The sequence below is a fragment of the uncultured Psychrosphaera sp. genome, assembly GCF_947500655.1.
Taxonomy (GTDB): Bacteria; Pseudomonadota; Gammaproteobacteria; order Enterobacterales; family Alteromonadaceae; genus Psychrosphaera.
Genome location: NZ_CANMSK010000008.1, coordinates 26,645 through 44,887, shown reverse-complemented (window position 1 = coordinate 44,887; position 18,243 = coordinate 26,645). Strand labels below are relative to the sequence as shown.

The 18,243-nt window shown below is 38.0% G+C and carries 16 protein-coding genes; 3 read left to right on the top strand and 13 right to left on the bottom strand.

Annotated features, from left to right (window positions below):
• Positions 1–56: 56 nt before the first annotated feature.
• The 12 genes from ureG to Q0940_RS08570 all read right to left on the bottom strand — a co-directional run bounded on the left by ureG (position 57) and on the right by Q0940_RS08570 (position 13,245).
• Positions 57–668 carry an urease accessory protein UreG gene (ureG, locus tag Q0940_RS08625; RefSeq protein WP_299267066.1) on the bottom strand — a complete coding sequence of 204 codons (612 nt, stop codon included), beginning with the start codon at positions 666–668 and terminating at the stop codon, positions 57–59.
• 58 nt (positions 669–726) lie between these two features.
• Entirely contained in the window at positions 727–1,461 is a 735-nt protein-coding gene (locus Q0940_RS08620) for an urease accessory UreF family protein (protein WP_299267063.1), read from the bottom strand.
• A complete protein-coding gene (gene ureE, locus Q0940_RS08615) occupies positions 1,454–1,936 on the bottom strand; it encodes an urease accessory protein UreE (protein ID WP_299267059.1) in 483 nt (160 codons plus the stop codon). The genes Q0940_RS08620 and ureE overlap by 8 nt, the downstream gene beginning before the upstream one ends.
• A 21-nt stretch (positions 1,937–1,957) precedes the next feature.
• Positions 1,958–3,661, bottom strand: coding sequence for an urease subunit alpha (ureC, locus tag Q0940_RS08610; RefSeq protein WP_299267056.1), 1,704 nt, complete (start codon positions 3,659–3,661; stop codon positions 1,958–1,960).
• A gap of 2 nt (positions 3,662–3,663) precedes the next feature.
• Positions 3,664–4,005 carry an urease subunit beta gene (locus Q0940_RS08605; protein ID WP_299267375.1) on the bottom strand — a complete coding sequence of 114 codons (342 nt, stop codon included), beginning with the start codon at positions 4,003–4,005 and terminating at the stop codon, positions 3,664–3,666.
• A gap of 37 nt (positions 4,006–4,042) precedes the next feature.
• Positions 4,043–4,345, bottom strand: coding sequence for an urease subunit gamma (locus Q0940_RS08600; RefSeq protein ID WP_299267053.1), 303 nt, complete (start codon positions 4,343–4,345; stop codon positions 4,043–4,045).
• A gap of 82 nt (positions 4,346–4,427) precedes the next feature.
• A complete protein-coding gene (locus tag Q0940_RS08595; protein WP_299267051.1) occupies positions 4,428–5,351 on the bottom strand; it encodes an urease accessory protein UreD in 924 nt (307 codons plus the stop codon).
• 2 nt (positions 5,352–5,353) lie between these two features.
• Entirely contained in the window at positions 5,354–6,655 is a 1,302-nt protein-coding gene (locus Q0940_RS08590; RefSeq protein ID WP_299267048.1) for a nucleobase:cation symporter-2 family protein, read from the bottom strand.
• A 94-nt stretch (positions 6,656–6,749) separates the two neighbouring features.
• A complete protein-coding gene (locus Q0940_RS08585; protein WP_299267045.1) occupies positions 6,750–7,850 on the bottom strand; it encodes a purine nucleoside permease in 1,101 nt (366 codons plus the stop codon).
• Between the two features lie 131 nt (positions 7,851–7,981).
• Positions 7,982–10,471: a TonB-dependent receptor plug domain-containing protein gene (locus Q0940_RS08580; RefSeq protein WP_299267042.1), complete on the bottom strand. Its 2,490-nt coding sequence runs from the start codon at positions 10,469–10,471 to the stop codon at positions 7,982–7,984.
• Positions 10,472–10,781: 310 nt separating this feature from the next.
• Positions 10,782–11,771: a hypothetical protein gene (locus Q0940_RS08575; protein ID WP_299267039.1), complete on the bottom strand. Its 990-nt coding sequence runs from the start codon at positions 11,769–11,771 to the stop codon at positions 10,782–10,784.
• Between the two features lie 10 nt (positions 11,772–11,781).
• Positions 11,782–13,245: an adenosine deaminase gene (locus Q0940_RS08570; protein ID WP_299267036.1), complete on the bottom strand. Its 1,464-nt coding sequence runs from the start codon at positions 13,243–13,245 to the stop codon at positions 11,782–11,784.
• A gap of 309 nt (positions 13,246–13,554) precedes the next feature.
• Between Q0940_RS08570 and Q0940_RS08565 the strand changes: the two genes are divergently transcribed.
• The 3 genes from Q0940_RS08565 to Q0940_RS08555 all read left to right on the top strand — a co-directional run bounded on the left by Q0940_RS08565 (position 13,555) and on the right by Q0940_RS08555 (position 17,483).
• Complete coding sequence (locus tag Q0940_RS08565) at positions 13,555–14,994, top strand: NCS2 family permease (protein ID WP_299267033.1); 1,440 nt, start codon at positions 13,555–13,557, stop codon at positions 14,992–14,994.
• Between the two features lie 539 nt (positions 14,995–15,533).
• Positions 15,534–16,553 (top strand): transposase, encoded by a 1,020-nt coding sequence (locus tag Q0940_RS08560; RefSeq protein WP_299267031.1) that lies wholly within the window; start codon positions 15,534–15,536, stop codon positions 16,551–16,553.
• Between the two features lie 243 nt (positions 16,554–16,796).
• Positions 16,797–17,483, top strand: coding sequence for a TIGR02117 family protein (locus Q0940_RS08555; protein WP_299267028.1), 687 nt, complete (start codon positions 16,797–16,799; stop codon positions 17,481–17,483).
• Positions 17,484–17,562: 79 nt separating this feature from the next.
• Here Q0940_RS08555 and Q0940_RS08550 read toward each other — a convergent pair whose 3' ends face one another.
• Positions 17,563–18,051, bottom strand: a complete 489-nt coding sequence (locus tag Q0940_RS08550; RefSeq protein WP_299267026.1) for a hypothetical protein — start codon at positions 18,049–18,051, stop codon at positions 17,563–17,565.
• Positions 18,052–18,243 lie beyond the last annotated feature (192 nt).

Genomic DNA, 18,243 nt, shown 5'->3' with positions numbered 1-18,243 from the left:
TAATTCCTTAATTCAATTGGTATAAATTTGGTTTATTAGTAAATCAATGCTGAAAATTAAACTTTCAACATACCTTCTTGTTCAATAAATTCTATTATTTCTGCTAGGCCTTGTTGAGTTTTCATATTAGAGAATATGAATTTTCCGTCGCCACGCATTCTTTTAGTATCTCGGTCCATCACTTCCAATGACGCGCCAACTAAATCAGCTACATCAATTTTATTAATAATTAACAAGTCAGATTTAGTAATACCAGGACCACCTTTACGTGGGATTTTATCGCCCGCTGAAACATCAATAACGTATATGGTTAAATCAGATAATTCAGGGCTAAAAGTCGCACTTAAATTATCACCACCACTTTCAACTAACACAAAATCTAAATCTGGGTGTAACTCTTGTAACTCATCAATCGCGGCTAAGTTCATTGATGCATCTTCACGGATTGCAGTATGCGGACAACCGCCAGTTTCAACGCCCATAATTCTATCTGCCGATAGAGCATCATTTTTAGTTAAAAACTCAGCGTCTTCACGGGTATAAATATCGTTGGTTACTACAGCCATGCTGTATTTATCACGTAATGCTAAACATAACTGGCGTAATAATGCGGTTTTTCCTGATCCTACTGGACCACCAACGCCGATGCGTAAAACTTGTTTTTTCATTTATGTTCTCTCTTGAATATATTTCTTTTTATTTTATTTTTTATATCTTTCTTTATAGTCACGAACGAAATAGTCGTGAATATTGCGTCTCATGCCAAGCACTTGCCATCGCTAAATGCGGTAAGCTAGTTCCAATATCGTCATCCACAACTTGGTTAGACTTATCAATAATCAACTGAGTATTTTCAGTAAGCTCAAATAGTAAATTTTGTGCCTGAGTTTGACCAAGCGGAATTAGCTTAGTCGCTGCGGCTACTTGGTTATCAATATAAGTCCAACAATAACCGCTTTGGGCTGACACTATATCTAGCTTAAATAAGAATGCACAAACAGCAAAAGCACTCACAAAACTGATCTCAGAGACTTTTAAAAGAGGCTCATAAGCTGCACTGTCAATACTATCAAGTTGTCTTAATAATCTTACTAAAGCTTTGCCCATTGCTAAGTCTGCCAGTAATAACTCATGACTTTCACGACAAGCTATTAAGTGTTCATTCCAAGTATTAAACGCATCAAAGTCATTGTTGCTTAACGCCTGATATAAGCGTTGTAAAATAGCTAAATCCGTTTGTGCTATGGACTCTTCCAGATTGATATTTATCCAGCTAGCTGCTGTTTCAGGTGACGTTAACCAACCCATTTCAACGGCATATTCCAATCCTTGCGAAAAGGAGAAACCACCAACCGGTAAATTGGCACTGCATAACTGCAATAACCTATTTAATTGGATTGGGTTACTCTGCTGAATATTTGGCGCATTAGTATTCATATTTGAGTCTGCATTACTAAGCATGGGAATGGCTGTGCGAATGCTCGCTTTCACCATGACTATGGGAGTGCCCGCCTTTACCATAAGCGCCATTTTCAGGTTCAAATATAGCGGGAGTCTTATTGATAGTTAAGCCGTATTTTTCGGCTAATTCTTCCAAAACATGATCAGGTTTAAAACGTACCCATAACTCACCAATTTGTAAAGACGTATGACGATTGCCTAGGTGATAACACACTTTACAAAACGTTAACCAGTCAGTTGCAATCGCGGTAGATACGGGTTCTTCTTGGCCTTTTATTTCAATAAATAAACCACATTCGGTTTTTAAAACTTCACCCACTAATAATGGATGGCCACGCTCCATAAAAATACCAATATCTAAGCCGCCGTTAGTTTTACCTTTAATGCGCGCTTTTTTACGAGTGTCTTGATCGAGTGTGATTGAGTCTGTAATTTCACTGTGAATATGATCAAAACGTTCATATGCTTTTAACATGTAATTTCCTAAAGTTTTTAATTAAAATAAGCAATACAGCTGTGAAAGAGGAAGCGAAGTCGCAGGCTCACAAGTTAATAACTCGCCATTGGCTCTTACTTCATAGGTTTGTGCATCCACCTCTATTTTAGGTTGCCAGCTGTTATGGATCATATCGTCTTTGCCGATATTTCTAGTGTTTTTACAAACCCCAATCATTCGAGTCATGCCTATTTTCTCTGGCACATTAGCGTCAATAGACGCTTGCGACATAAAGGTCATGGACGTTTTTGCCGACGCACTACCAAAAGCACCAAACATTGGGCGATAATACACAGGCTGTGGCGTTGGAATAGATGCGTTGGCATCCCCCATAGGCGCAGCTGCAATAAAACCAGACTTGATGATCATCGACGGCTTAATACCAAAAAATGCGGGTTTCCATAATACTAAATCCGCTAACTTGCCAACTTCAATTGAGCCAACTTCATGGCTAATACCATGACTGATCGCCGGATTTATTGTGTATTTAGCAATATAACGCTTAGCGCGGAAGTTATCGTTGCGTTCAGTATCAGGTGCTAAAGGACCACGCTGTTGCTTCATTTTGTGGGCGGTTTGCCAAGTACGGGTGATCATTTCACCAACACGTCCCATGGCTTGTGAATCAGACGAGATCATACTGATCGCACCTAAGTCATGCATAATATCTTCAGCCGCAATACTTTCTTTACGAATACGAGAATCAGCAAAAGCAATGTCTTCTGGAATAGATGGATTGAGGTGATGGCATACCATCAACATATCTAAATGTTCATCTATGGTATTAATCGTATAAGGACGCGTTGGATTAGTTGATGAAGGTAATACGTTAGGCTCACCACAAGCGCGAATAATATCAGGTGAATGACCACCACCTGCACCTTCTGTGTGATAAGTGTGAATAGTACGACCTTTAAATGCACCCAATGTATCTTCTAAAAAACCAGATTCATTTAGCGTATCTGTATGAATCGCAACTTGAACATCATATCGTTCAGCAACGGATAGGCAGTTATCAATAGCCGCTGGCGTTGTGCCCCAGTCTTCATGCAATTTTAAACCACAAACACCGGCTTCAATTTGTTCTTCTAAAGCTTGTGGCAAACTCACGTTGCCTTTGCCTAAAAAGCCAAAGTTCATTGCAAAGTCATTAGTTGACTGCAACATTTTATGAATATTCCAAGGTCCTGGTGTACATGTTGTCGCTTTAGTTCCTGTTGCAGGGCCTGTACCACCGCCAATCATAGTGGTGACACCTGACATTTGGGCTTCTTCAATTTGTTGTGGGCAAATAAAATGAATATGCGCATCGATTCCACCGGCCGTTAATATTTGGCCTTCACCTGCAATAACCTCAGTACCGGCACCAATTTCAATATCAATATTATCTTGAATATCAGGATTACCAGCTTTACCAATAATAGCGATGCGGCCATCTTTAATGCCGACGTCAGCTTTTACTATGCCCCAGTGATCAAGAATAAGTGCATTGGTAATGACCAAATCTACTGTTTCAAAACATGACGCTTGGCTTTGTCCCATACCATCTCGAATAACTTTACCGCCACCAAAAGTGACTTCTTCGCCGTATTCAGTAAAATCTTTTTCTACTTCAATCCATAAATCAGTGTCGGCTAAGCGAACACGATCGCCAACTGTTGGACCAAACATATGTGCATAAGAATGTTTATCAATCGTTGCCATGACTATTTATCTCCCTCTTTTTTACCATCACTATCATCACGAAGAGCACCTTGAATATCACCACGAAAGCCGAATACTCGACGCTTACCGCGATAAGGGATAAGAGTAACTTCTCTTTCTTGACCTGGCTCAAAACGAACCGCAGTACTTGAGGTAATATCTAAACGATAACCTTTAGTGATTTCACGCTCAAAAATCAACGCGCGGTTCACTTCGTAAAAATGATAATGCGAACCGACTTGAATTGGTCGGTCACCAGAGTTGGCAACGGTAATTTTTATCGGTTCACGACCTACATTTAACTCGCGGTCGCCACTGTCTGTTTTTATTTCACCTGGGATCATAATGTATTCTCTTGTGGTTAACGGTTGGCTAAGTCGATTAAATAATCGGGTTATGAACCGTGACAAGCTTAGTGCCGTCAGGGAACGTAGCTTCAACTTGCACTTCTGGAATAAGCTCAGAAACGCCATCCATCACTTGTTCACGTGTTAATAAGGTACGACCATAATCCATCATTTCAGCAACGGTTTTACCATCGCGTGCACCTTCAATTATTTCCATTGAAATATAAGCCATCGCTTCTGGGTAATTAAGCTTTACCCCTCGTTTTAAACGTCGTTCTGCTAATAATGCAGCGGTAAAGATCATTAATTTGTCTTTTTCTCTTGGCAATAAATCCATAATATTCTCGACTGTGTTGTTGTTCTTTTTTAAATATAGATATCTAAAACAGATGTCTCTAATTCATCTTTATAAGTGCTGTTTAGGTATGCCAAACGCGCGGTACATTGGCTGCTTTATTTAAATAAAGTGGCCGTATTTTTTGCCATAAAATAATAAATAAGGCTTTGCACTCTTCAGCGCTGTCACCTAAATAACGTATTATTAATAACTGGCGTATTTGGCTAATACTGACTTTGTGTTTTGAGTCTGCGGCAATCATACAATCACGCAGTTGCTCAACTAACATTTTGTTGTCAGCATCAGTGACTTGTCCTTTTGCGGCATAAGCCATAAAAGTAGCAAACACGCTGTGATTGTTTAAACCTGCAACATGTTGATGTATATGATTGTTAGGCTTAATGGCAATCCTGTCGTGATACATTAAAGTACCTTCACAATAAACTCGATTCAATTGAGTATAGCTGCCATGTTTAAAAAGTTGGCCTGAGCTGGGTAAACCCAAACAAGTAATATCCCAGCCTAAATAACTACTTTCATTAGTTAAATGTACATCTACAGTATTAAAGCCATCGGCACCTTCGTAGACAATAGTTTCCAGTGGGAAGTTCTCGCATTTTGCTGCTTGTTTAAGATTAACTCCACAATGCTGAACTTGCTTTGAATCGCCAATGGTTAAGTCTTCACGGGCGCGATAAAAGCGATTGGCACCGGGAGTCGTAATTAAACTGTGTGCTTGTTCATTTACTTGTATATCAATACGCAATTCATCACCCGAAACAATCCCCGCAGGTGGATGCAATAAATAAATATGAGCACAGTCGCGCCCTTCTGGATAAAACGCTTTTTGTACACTTAATGGCCCATTGCGTTTAGTTCGAGTAAGTTGGCTGCCATTTGGCGTTAAACTAAATTCCAAAGCTAAGCTGGCAAGCCATGCATTCTTTAGTGGAGGAGTAGGTGTGCTAGTAATTGTTAACTCCTTGATCACAGTGTTAATTGTCATTGCTATTCAGTATCCACAACTTTATCAGGGTTAGGAAGAATAATATTTAATATTAAAGCGATAATTGAACCTGTGGTAATGCCAGAGGCTAAAATAATTTTTATAGATTCAGGTAATTGGCTCAGAAGTTCAGGACGAAAAGTAACGGCCATACCAGAGGCAATACTAACAGCGATGATCATTCCATTTCTTTTTGTATGTTGTGTCGTTGATAAAATATTCACTCCGGCTGTGATGATCATGGCAAACATAACTAAGCCAGCGCCACCTAAAACAGGAAGGGGAATAGAAACAACCATAGCACCTAAAATCGGAAATAAGCCAGCAAGGACTAACATAGCGCCAGTAATAGCAACAACATATCGACTTGCTACACCAGTCATGCCAACAATTCCGACGTTTTGTGAGAATGATGAAAATGGTGTAGTGGAAAATACCGAGGCTAAGGCTGAACCTAATCCATCACATAAAATGCCACTGGATAATTTTTTACCGGTTAATTTTGTTTTGGTGACATTGGATAACGCAAGAAAATCACCAGTAGATTCAACAATTGTCACCAAGTAAGCAATAGACATACCTATGATGCCACTAATTGGAAAACTTAAACCAAAGTGAAAAGGGCTAGGTAAAGCAATTAGCGGTGAGTCTTGCACAGGTTTAAAGTCAATTAATCCCAAAGCTAAGCAAATGAGATAACCCACTAACATACCAATAACAACCGACGCTGCGGATAATAAGCCTTTACCATAAATAGATAAGCCAACAACCGTAACTAATACAAGTAAACCTATTGCTAAATTAGGTAGGGATGCATAACCCTCTTGGCCTACTTGACCGCCAGCAAACCAATCAACGGCAACTGGAATTAATGATAGCCCAATGAGCGTAACCACAGTTCCAGTAACAACTGGAGGGAAAAACTTTCTGATGGTCGGCATAAAAAAACTACCGATGATCATAATAAGTGATGCGACCAAAGCTGAACCTAAAATGCCAGATACGCCGTATTCAAAACCAATTGCAATAGAGACTCCAACAAAGGTGAAGCTAGTGCCCATAACACAAGGTAACCTTATACCAATAGAACCTATCCCTCGGCATTGAATAATAGTAACCACACCAGATATCAGCATAGCTGCGTTAACCAATACAATAATGTCTTCTACTGGTAGTTTTAAAACGCCGCCTATTACTAATGGTACTGTGATTATTGCACTTAGCGCAGCCAATAAATGTTGTGCTGCTAATAGAATAGACGTACCAACAGGTGGCTTATCTTCAACTTTGTATAAAATTTCCATAATCGCTATTAATACCTTTGGCTGTGTTACGAGACGTTAGCAACATCCGTTATTTTTTATTAAGTGACTAAGCAAACAATCAACTAATTATTAATCAAGGCTTCACTTGGTAAGGATAAGCGTCTTTATACTTTTCCCAATTAGCCACTATGTCATTAACTACGATACTACCTACAGAATAAGCAGACTCTAAAGACGATTGCATTCCAGCGTAACCATTTTCACCGCTTTCCAGTTTCAAATTCTCTGCTGCAGTTAAGCTACCAGGTTGCATGCTGTAATTACTGGCCGTTCTAAGCACCATAAAACGCGTTTTATCTACTTTGCCAGCTTTATCTAAGTAAGTTAATGATTGATACGTTCCTGTGTCTTCCATACCAGAAGTGACAAAGTTTGCTTCACCATCACTCCAGAATTTAGACCATGAATTGGCCCAGTCATTCATAAGCTTGCCATGCCAAAAAGTAGCGGCTGCCATATGATCACCTTTTAACACAAACGGTGGTAATTGAGCTTTTGGATAATTAACGTATTTAGCTCTAAGTTTTTGCATGGCAGGGTAATCTGTTAATGGAGTGTCTTTGGTTAATTGATAAGCCCACTCTGCCAACTCGCCATTGATTTTATATACTTCGCCAGCCGATTGATGTTTAGTATCTTTCGCTGTTTTACCTACATATGGTGCATGTGAGAAAAGAGGGAAATAACCTGACTTCCAGTCTTTTGGGATTTCACGAGCATCAATTTGATGTGCTAAATCGCCATCAACTAACCAAGTTGCCCACACTGCAGAGCCTATTGATGCATCTTGTGGATCAACACCAGCAATCCCAGCAACTAACCAATATGCTTTGGTTAGATCAAAGCGAGGATCAAGTCCTAAGGCCATAATGGCAGAGGCTGCACGAGCCGTTCCCATTCCTGTGACCATGCCTAACACACCAGTGTCTTCATTGTAATATAAGTCATGAAAAGACTGAGGGAATGGATATTTTGTATTTAATTGCTGACCTTGTTTCCACATTTGAAATTCACCGGCTTTGTCGCCGTCGTCTTCACCAATTTCAAACATATTAACAACAACTACTTTTACTTCTATAGGTGTATTAGACGTTGTTTCAGTGTTACTTTTCTCGCAGGCACTTAGCAAGGCGGCTAAGCTACAAAATAAAAATGCTCGATAGAAATACTTCATGATTTTCCTCTATATGTTTGTTGTGGATTTACCTAACTGTTAATTAAAAGCTAAAAAAGCGAAACATATTTTTGATATGTTTCGCTTTATTCTAGTTCTTACTTTATTTCTTTAAAGTCATAACTTCTAACTTAGAAGTTATAAGTGAACTTAGCTTGTACGCTACGTGGAAGTTCAGGTAAAACCACCGCACTACCAAATAAGTCCGGGAAGTTTGCACGGTAATAAGTCTCATCAGTTAAGTTTTTAACGTTAAGACTCGCTGACCATGTATCTGCTTGATATAACACACCGGCATTTACTAAAGTATAAGATGGAAGTAACACAGCCTGTGAATAACCAGAATAGGTAGAATCTACATCAATAACACTGGCATTAGCTGAAAATCCATTTTGGAAATCATAACTAGCAGTGAAAGAGTAAATGTTTTGTGGAATACCTGCTTTCAGACCCTCAGGGTTATTACTTGTAGGATTTGTGCCGCCAACTACACCGCCATAAGCAAGTGAAGGTTCAACTAATGGCATATCTTCAGCACCGAAGAAGCCATATTGACCGCCATCTTCTATTGCTGTTAAGTTCAGAACTTTAACATCGGTGTACCCTGCTGATACAACTAAGTCATCAGTCACGACCCAACGTAATTCAAATTCAGTACCTTTAGTTTCAGTTACATTATTAAGCGTAGTCGATTGTGCTTTGGTATCGGTACGTTCTTGAGTATAGTTTGAAAGAGCAAAGTAAAGAGAGTCTTCTAGGAATGTACCTTTAACACCAAACTCCATTAATGTAGATTTATCGAAAACGCCACCAGAGTAGATACTACCTGTTTTAATTTCTGCACCTTGGCCAACAATAATAGTCGATTGTTCAGCTGCTGTGATATATGGAATTAAACCCATATCAAACTTATACGAAATACTGGTATTCCAAGAAACACCATCAACCGTATCTTCAGCTTCTACAGGGGCTGTTATATCCGCAGCGGTATAGTTTGCTGAGTCTGCACCAAAGTCATTTAATATGTATTTTCCATCGTCAGACATAATAACAAAACCAGAACCGTAGTTACCTAATAATAATTTATCTGGGTCTGTACTACTTTCCATATCAAATGAGTCGTAACGTGCACCAAGGACAACATTTAGACCCCATTCCCAAGTAAGATCGACCATAGCAGCAAAACCAAGATCTAAATAATTACCTTCATACCATTCTGTATAATCATCATCAATTACGGTTGCTAATAAACGGCGGTCAAGTGAACTTGATTCCATTGTTAAATCGCGGCGATCAAAATATTCATTCTTCCAATCTTCACCATGTTCAAAATCAACATAACGTAATGATGGCGAAATTTGTACTTGAGCAATCATGTCGTCAAGTTCTAACTCAGTAGAGAAAACAATTTTATCTTCTATTACCCAACTATCATGATATTGAGAAAACCCGTAGGCATTTTCATTGTTATTTTCGTATCCTTCATAAAATAATTGGTTTTTAACTTCCCAACCGTTATCGGTGTAATACATAGCATCAAAGTACAATGTTTGAACGGTATTCGTCAGTTCATCATCTTCTGCGACTAATACTTGGCTAGCATCTAATGTTGTTGTTCCAACATTTTCTAACGCCATAATATCTGGAATAAGGTCTGGAGTAGTTCCATTCATTGGCACTTGCCAAATATATTGATCTACACCTGCTGCGTTGTATTCTTGATGAGAAATATAGCCGTCACCATCAGTATCTAGTGGCTGAGCTGTACCTGTAATATAAGTACCGTTATCAACTAAGTCTTGAGTTAAGCGATTCCAACCTGCAACTTGATTACCATCGTAATCATGGTACATACCACCAAATTCAAAACGAAGATTATCTGTTACGTCAATGTTAAATGCCGCTTGTAATACAGTTTGATCTGTTTTTGTATTTTCATAAAAGCTATCAGATCTCTCAACTTCACCGTATATATAGAAACCTGCTTTTTTTCCTGCAATTTCAGCTGGTCCACCGATTTCTGCGGTTATGACATTTTTATTCCAACTTCCTGTTGTATAAGAAAAGCCGCCAGTGTTGTCATCTAAATATTGGCCACCGCTAGCGCGTGCAGATTTAGGATTAAAGTTTAAGTAACCACCTATTTTTGCCGGACCATAAATAGGTGAGGCTGGGCCACGTACAATATCAACACGGCTTGACGCACCAATTGGTGTTGGATAGTTTCCTGGGTTATCTAAACGTTTAACACCACGGAAATAAGTTTCGCCTGGCGTACCACGAACATCTAGCGAGCCCGCAACACCAAAAAATGATTGGGTAAATGTACCAGGAGCAAATGCAACTAATTCATCTATATCACTTACGCTAAAACGTTCCATCTGCTCTTGACTGATAGTTGAAGCAGAACGAGGCGTTTCTAAGATTGATTTACCAAAACCAAAAACAGATTCAACGGCTTGTCCAGGAAGGCTGCCTAAAGAGCCTCGTACTTCAATTTTTTCAATTTCCTTATCAGTAGGCTCTTCTGCTTCATCTGCCGCGAAAGTATTCGCTGACATACTAAGGCTTAACGCAATAGCAGAAGCAAGGTAACTGGTTTTATATGTACGTAATGACATAGTAGAATATTCCCCTAAAGTTTTATTGAAAGTGCTAACTCGATGGTTAGCTTCAGTTAGTTATTATTTTATTAGGGTAATTAAAGCAGAATTAATGCCATTTAGTTGACTCAAGTGTCAAGTCTTATTTTTGTAGTTAAGTTTATGTTTATATTGGTTAATTTTTAGATTGGAATATGTGAGAGTTTAGTTGAAAGGCTTTAAAAATAAACAATTCAGCACTACAATAGAGCAGTTGCACTAATCTAGTGCCGAATAGTTAATCTATAAACGCGGATTTATAAAAATCAGTTTTATAGTGGTTTACAGTCTATTTATAACCACCATTAAGATAACGGTAAAATGCTGGGTTTACCCATACATCTTCAGTTGAAATTGTTACCTCTATGTTTGCCAGACTAGCTTTAATCAAATCAAGAGTTTTTGTAAGATCAGGTTGAAGTACAAGAGTCGAGGCAATAAAACCATCGGCTTGTAAAGAAATTCTCTTAACAGGCATAAAGGACTCTAGCGCAGAAAAACTGCGATAAAAAGGCTGCCACCAAGCATTAATGATTAATCCAGCTTCATCGTCAGTGTCTTTTTTGGCGTATTTATTAATTAAAGGCATAAAGCTAAGCTGTTCAGCTTGATCTGCAAAAATTAATCGAATGTCGTATTCTTTGGCTATTCGTACTCTGGATTCTTTTTCATCAATCTTAGTATCTTGCCAATCATCACGAATATTAAACGCCGAACTTTTAGGAATAAGTTGCCAAGTAAAATCAATGTTATTTATGTTCAATAAACTGATCAACTGCTTGGCGTGCGGTAAAGAACTATGACCGTAAAGGAAAATATTGTTACCAGTCTCTTTTGACGTAACCAGTTCTTGCTCCTTGATATTGTAGCCTTGAATAATATTCTGCTCTAGCAATTCATTGAATACTAATGTTAACGATGATGGCACATTTGGATAATCAATTGATAAAGGCTGTAAAGCCTTGCAGTCATCTACTGAAGTGGATTGCTTGCTATCATTAGTACTAATATCGATACAGCCTAATGCTGTTAATAATAGAGCCGACTGTTTTTCTTCTTCACTCCATTGCGCATAATCTACATCAGAAATTGTTTTTAAAGCAGCGTTGTTGTCTTCCAAGTTAATGGTATTTGCTACCTCAGTTAACTTGGCATTAGCAACAACTTGCGTATAAGATTTGTCAGCCTGTGTACAGCTTATTAAGATCAAGCTGATGAATATTATGGTGAGTTTTTTTAAATTATTAATTAAAAAAGTGTGCATAAATAAATTCTTCATAAAAAATAGCCTAATCAGTTAATTGTGGATAATAACGTCGAATAAATTGATTCAACACCGCTGGTTTTTGCAAACTGCTTGAGCCATTTTGTTCAAAGTTTTGCGTGAATGTATTAATGTTTTCATCAAACTTAACAAGCATTGCTTTTTTTGTTGGGTGATCTAAAAAACTATATTCGAGAGAGTTTTTACTTAGTGTTACCACTTCCTGCCAAGACAAATTAAAGGTCTTAACTGCGATAAAGAATTCATCGGTTAAGTTTGAATGGAACATGCCGCGGTCGTCAGTTGATAAAGCCACAGGAATGCCTGTGCGTAAAAATTCTGGAAAAGGGTGCTTTTTAAAGTCATCAACATATTCCAACAACAAATTACTGATCAGATTAACTTCTATTAAATAATGATTATGACGCATCAATAATGTTGTTTGTGGGTCTCCTAATAAATTAACGCCGTGACCAATTCTATCAGCGCCTAGTAATAACGTATCTCTAATATGAAAGTTTGGTTCATCCACTTCACCCGCATGAATAGTAAGAGCAATGGCAGGATATTGTTGTCTTAGTTCACGCAAGGTAGACAAAAAACGTAGTGGATGGCCTTTACCGTTATCTTCTCTACCAACCATATTAATGCCCACATATAGGTCACGATTTTGATCAACAAATTTATAAATGTCGGTTAGTTGCTGTTCTGCGTTAGGAGTAAAGCGCAATAGTTGATAAACCAGTTTTACTTCCACACCAGTTTGTTTGGCGTCGTCTTGAGCCAAACGTTCCTTAAGAATGTTTAAAGCTGCAGTTTGAGTTTGAGGCTTACCGTTTGGTGTCATAAACCCAGTCACATTAAATTGACTCTCAAGGTAAATTAGTCCTTCATTGCCAAACGCTTTCATATTTCGCACAAGCATTTCTGCTGCAATATACGGATTATTAGCCAGCTCATTTAACCGTTGCCAATGAGTTTGAAAAAACTCGTCACGACCTTCGTAGTCTTTATCCAACCAAATGCTTTGTTCCCACGCCTTTATCTCTTTTGGTGTTAAGGATGAAAGTTGTGTGTAATTTTTTTGTTCACAAGCACTGAGCTTTTTATAAATATTTTCAGCTATGGTTACAAAAGTCAGCGTCGGCGAGATATACCCAAAGGCATTTTGGCCATAACCTTGGCATAAGGTTAATTTAGTTTTTGTGTAATAACGGTAACCGCCATTAAGCTCGCTATTGATTGCAAGCTCATACCACCAACGTGGAAAGTTGCTACCACTTGCATGGTTATGTAAATCGGCACCTTTAGGCATGTTGTATAAAAATTTATAAAGTTGCTTATCAGATGCTTGCTGTTTAAAGTCATTAAACCAATTAGTTTGGCTATTTTCTATTTTTGCTGCAGCAGTTACCACAAAGCTCTGGCAAAATATTAATGGACTAACCAATAGTACCAAGCTAGTGAAAGATCTTAATGATGAAAACATGTTTATCCTTTTTATTGTATAAAGCAGTACTTTAAATTTACGCAATTTATTAGTGCTTATGCTTATATAGTACTTATAACTAATTATTTTATTTACTACTAACGCATGATGGCTAGAAAGTTATCACAAGTGTCAGTTTTTATAGATGATTTAACTTCACCAGTAGCAATAAAGCAATAATATTCACCTGTATACTTAGTGATAAATATTGACATAAGTGTCAAGGTTTGTGAGTTTACTAGCACATAAAGGTAATGCTATTACTAATAAAACGATAGCTATATATCAAACAACAAGAGAATTTGAGATATGAAACAAGTTGAGCAAACTTACGATAATGAACCCAAAAGCGTAGGTTTTTTAGAACGCTGGTTTAAGCTTGCAGCACATAAAACTACGGTGAAAACCGAAATCATGGCTGGCTTTACCACCTTTGTTACTATGTCTTACATCATGTTTTTAAATCCAACAATTATGTCAAATTCAGGCATGCCATTTGATGGATTGTTTTTAGCCACTTGTATTGGCGCAGCTATCGCAACTCTTATCATGGGATTGTACGCAAATTGGCCTGTGGGTCTTGCTCCTGGAATGGGCTTAAACGCATTTTTCACATTCTCAGTGGTTGGCGCTATGGGTTATAGCTGGGAAATTGCATTGGGTGCTGTTTTCTTATCGGGGGTGTTATTTGTTCTTATGAGTGTGACTCGTTTAAGAGAGTGGATGCTTGACAGTATTCCCATGAGTTTACGTTTAGCAATGACTGCAGGTGTTGGCCTCTTTCTTGGTTTTATTGGTTTACGCTTTACCGGTATTGTTGTTGCGAACCCAGACAATATAGTTTCTATCGCAGATCTTACCCACTTTGGTTTTGGTGTATTTGGTCCTGAAGCTCCGGCTCTTGGTTTTCTAAGTTTTTTACTTATCGCTATTCTAAGTTACCGAAAAGTGTTTGGTGGTGTGCTTATTGGTATTGGGGTTACTACCTTAATTGCGTTTATTATGACTTGGGTTTTACCGACTGACTTTTTTGTTGTTGCAGAAGCGGCTAAAGCATTTGCGCCAGCCACAGGATTTGTGAGTTATAACGGTATCTTAGCGGTTCCTGAATTTTCAGCTCTTGAGCCAATTTTATGGAAAGCTGATATTGCAGGTGCATTTGAAGTAGCCTTAATTCCAGTTATTGTTACTTTCCTATTTGTTAATATATTCGACACCGCTGGTACCTTAATGGGCGTTGCCGAAAAAGCTAACTTACAAGATGAAAATGGTAAAATTCAAGGCCTAGGTAAGTCACTAAAAGCAGATTCTATATCATCTGTAGTTGGTACTGCATTTGGTTGTCCTCCAGTAACGTCTTACGTGGAATCAGCCGCTGGTGTTTCTGTTGGTGGTCGTACAGGTTTAACTGCTGTGACTATCGGTTTGTTATTTGCCGCAGGCGTATTCCTTCTACCACTTGCTAAAATGTTACCGGGATTTGCGGTAGACGGTGCACTTATTTATGTTGCCATGTTAATGATGAGCTCTTTAAAAAGCTTAAATTGGGATGACTTAACAGAATACGCCCCCGCAGTATGCACTACAGTAATGATGGCATTTACCTTTTCAATATCTAACGGTATCGCGTTTGGTTTTATTACTTATACCGTACTTAAAGTTGGAACAGGTAAATCTAACCAAGTGTCAAAAGGTGTGTGGGCGTTAACCGCGTTGTTTGTGTTGAAGTTTATGTTTTTGCATGAATAGGGATTCTTGTTCTTGTTTGTTTTAAAAGATAAAAGCCTTTCTTGCGAAAGGCTTTTTTGTGCTTGAATGCTTCGCCCTAGGTGTCTTATCCTTAAGGGCTGTGATCCTTTTAAGAGCCAATTTGTTTTATACATTCATTTTAGGTTTGTAGTTTCTAATTATATTACTTGTGAACTCTAGGGTTTCGCCCCTCGGCAAGTCACCTTTTTGCAACAGCCCAAAAACCTAACCCCAAAAGGCCGCTTCCAACCAATATTCTTATCTTCTATAAAATTAAGTTTTATCCTCAAAAACGGGCTTAACTTTCGTCCCTGAAAACAAGCCCTTATTCGACGTCCTGTCTCATATTTTGGAAAACTTATTTTATCTCAGGAATATTTGGATGGAGACTTAAAAGCAAAAGCAAAAGCAAAAGCAAAAGCAAAAGCAAGGCGAACCGAACCTAACGGTTAGTTATAAATTGACTTAAATAAAAGTGCCATCCATTTTAATGTGAACTAAACTCATTTGTACCCATATTGGTACATTGAGTGTTTTTTATGCCTAGACCAAGAGAATTTCAAATTAGCTTAGCGGATACGCCTTACTATCATTGTATTTCAAGATGTGTTCGTAGGGCATTCCTATGCGGAGAAGACAAACAAACCCATCAATCTTATGAGCACAGAAGGCAATGGGTAGAAGATAAGATAGAGCAGTTACCACAAGTCTTTGCGATTGAAGTGTGTGCTTATGCCGTCATGAGTAATCATACCCACCTTGTTTTACATATAAATGAACAACAAGCGCTTAGCTGGGATACAACCGAGGTTCTAACTCGTTGGCATAGGTTGTTTAAAGGCACGTTACTGACACAAAAATACCTATCTAAAATTAATGGTTCACCTGACTTAAACAGTAAACTCTTAAATGAATCCAAGCCTCTAACTGGATCAGAGCTACTAGCCATAGAGGAAATAACCGTCATTTACAGAAAACGTTTAATGGATATAAGTTGGTTTATGCGTGTATTAAATGAAGGTATTGCCAGACAGGCGAATAAAGAAGATAGCTGCACTGGACGTTTCTGGGAAGGCCGATTCAAATGCCAAGCCTTGTTAGATGACTCTGCTTTACTCGCTTGTATGGCATATGTAGATTTAAACCCAGTAAGAGCCAATATAGCCAAAACCCCAGAAACATCAGAATACACCAGCATAAAACAGCGTATTCATCATGCACTTTATCAAACACAACCAAAGTCACTAAAACCATTTGTAGGAAATCTCAAAAAAGACATGCTTGATGTCATTCCATTTGAATTAAAAGAATACATAGAATTAGTCGAAGTAACAGGACGTTGTGTAAGAGAAGAGAAAGCAGGACATATAGATAACAATTTACCAACTCTACTAAGAAGATTAAACATAGAGCCAGATAACTGGTTAGTGATGACCAAACAATTCACCACTGTATTCCATGGTGCGGTTGGCAATGAGCATGTTCTACAAAACTTTGTAGAGCATAAACAACTAAAACGGCGACCAAACTTATCCATCTGTAGAAGATTATTGGCTTAATAATCCTGCAGTTTAATAAATAGGTAATCAAACAAAAAACTAAATCAGAGCACTCTGAGACATCTACGTATGTCGTGTTTAACCAAAATCGTAAACATATCTCAAATTTTCAATTTAGACCGGTAATTCAGACTAAAACACCAAGATAATTACGTCAGAAAATGCATATTTTTTTTAATTTTACAAACTCAGGTGATTTAATTTAAAGTGGGTGGCAATGTTAAGAACTGGATTAAGTTATTCATGCGTTATTTATCTGCTTTACTCCTTATTATTTTTCTTATCGTGACTATTTCTACCTGTTCCACTAGCCCTGCTGTTGTTGAGTCTCCCAAATCTTATTCTGGTTTTGGTTTTAATCATATTTATGTTGTTAGTCATGGTTGGCATACGTCTTTGGTAGTTCCATCCGTTAATGCTATTGCTGCTATTCCAGAGTTGGGGGAGCGGTTTGATGGTACTTCTTATATTGAATTTGGCTGGGGTGATAAAGGTTTTTATCAGGCTCAAGATATTACGGCAGGATTAGCTGTGCAAGCTATGTTGTGGCCTACTGATTCGGTTATGCATGCTGTTGGGATTAATAAAGAAGTATCGGCTTTTTTCCCTGTGAGTGATGTACAATTTTTGCCGATGACGGAAAGTGAAATATCGTTATTAATGACATTTATTTCTGGCAGTTTTGCTAGGGATGAACAAGCTTTGTTGCTTCCAACTCAAGATGGGCTTTATGGTGATAGTCAGTTTTATACAGGTGTGGGTAATTACTATTTAATGAATACTTGCAATAACTGGACGGCAAAAAGCTTAAAGAGTTTTGGGATGGATATTTCAGTAACCTTTAAATTAACATCAGACAGTGTAATGGGTTATGTAAAAAAACATATAAAAGAGAATGCCAAGCCGCAAGCGTCTCCAACTGTACAATAAAATTCTAAACTCAAACCTTAGAAATACAAAAGGCTCAAATATGAGCCTTTTGTATTTCTATATTAAAGCTCAATGGGCTTTAAAATATATAGTTAATTGCAATGCCGTAAATTTTAGCTGTATGACCATCTACAGCGTCTAAACTGAATGCTGGTGCAATACCAATGTGCTCGGTGATGTGGAAGTCGTACGCAACACTGGTTCTAACAAGCGACTCTGTGTAGCTATGTGAGCCGTGAATCTTCTCTTGTCCAAAACCAAGCCCAATACGCAGTAAGTTGTAATGGTAGTAACCAGAGACTAAAGCTACTGATATGTCATCATAATGACCATGGTGATCGTCATGCGCTTCAGGTGTTTTTTCGTATACGGCACCAGCTCCCCAAGTTTGGTCAAAACGGTATTCATATTCTAATCCGTAACTTGCCTTGTGACTGTAGTCTGATTTTGTTTTACCAATAAAAACACCAATGACATTGTGCTTAAACCCATGGTCATCGTCTTGAGCTAAAGCTGGTGTTGTAATGATTAATGAAGATAATACTGCAAGCAGAGTTGATTTTTTCACAAGTTACCCTTTCGTTAATACTATTAATTTTATTTCTAGCAAAAGAATAGGCAATAATCATAGAGATACAAATAATAAAATGGGTATTCATTATTAAAAGTACATACATATTCAGCATAACAAAGTTGTGTTACATAAATTGAAAATGACAGCTTCAATTGGGGGATATAAAAATAAACGGAATTATTAAAC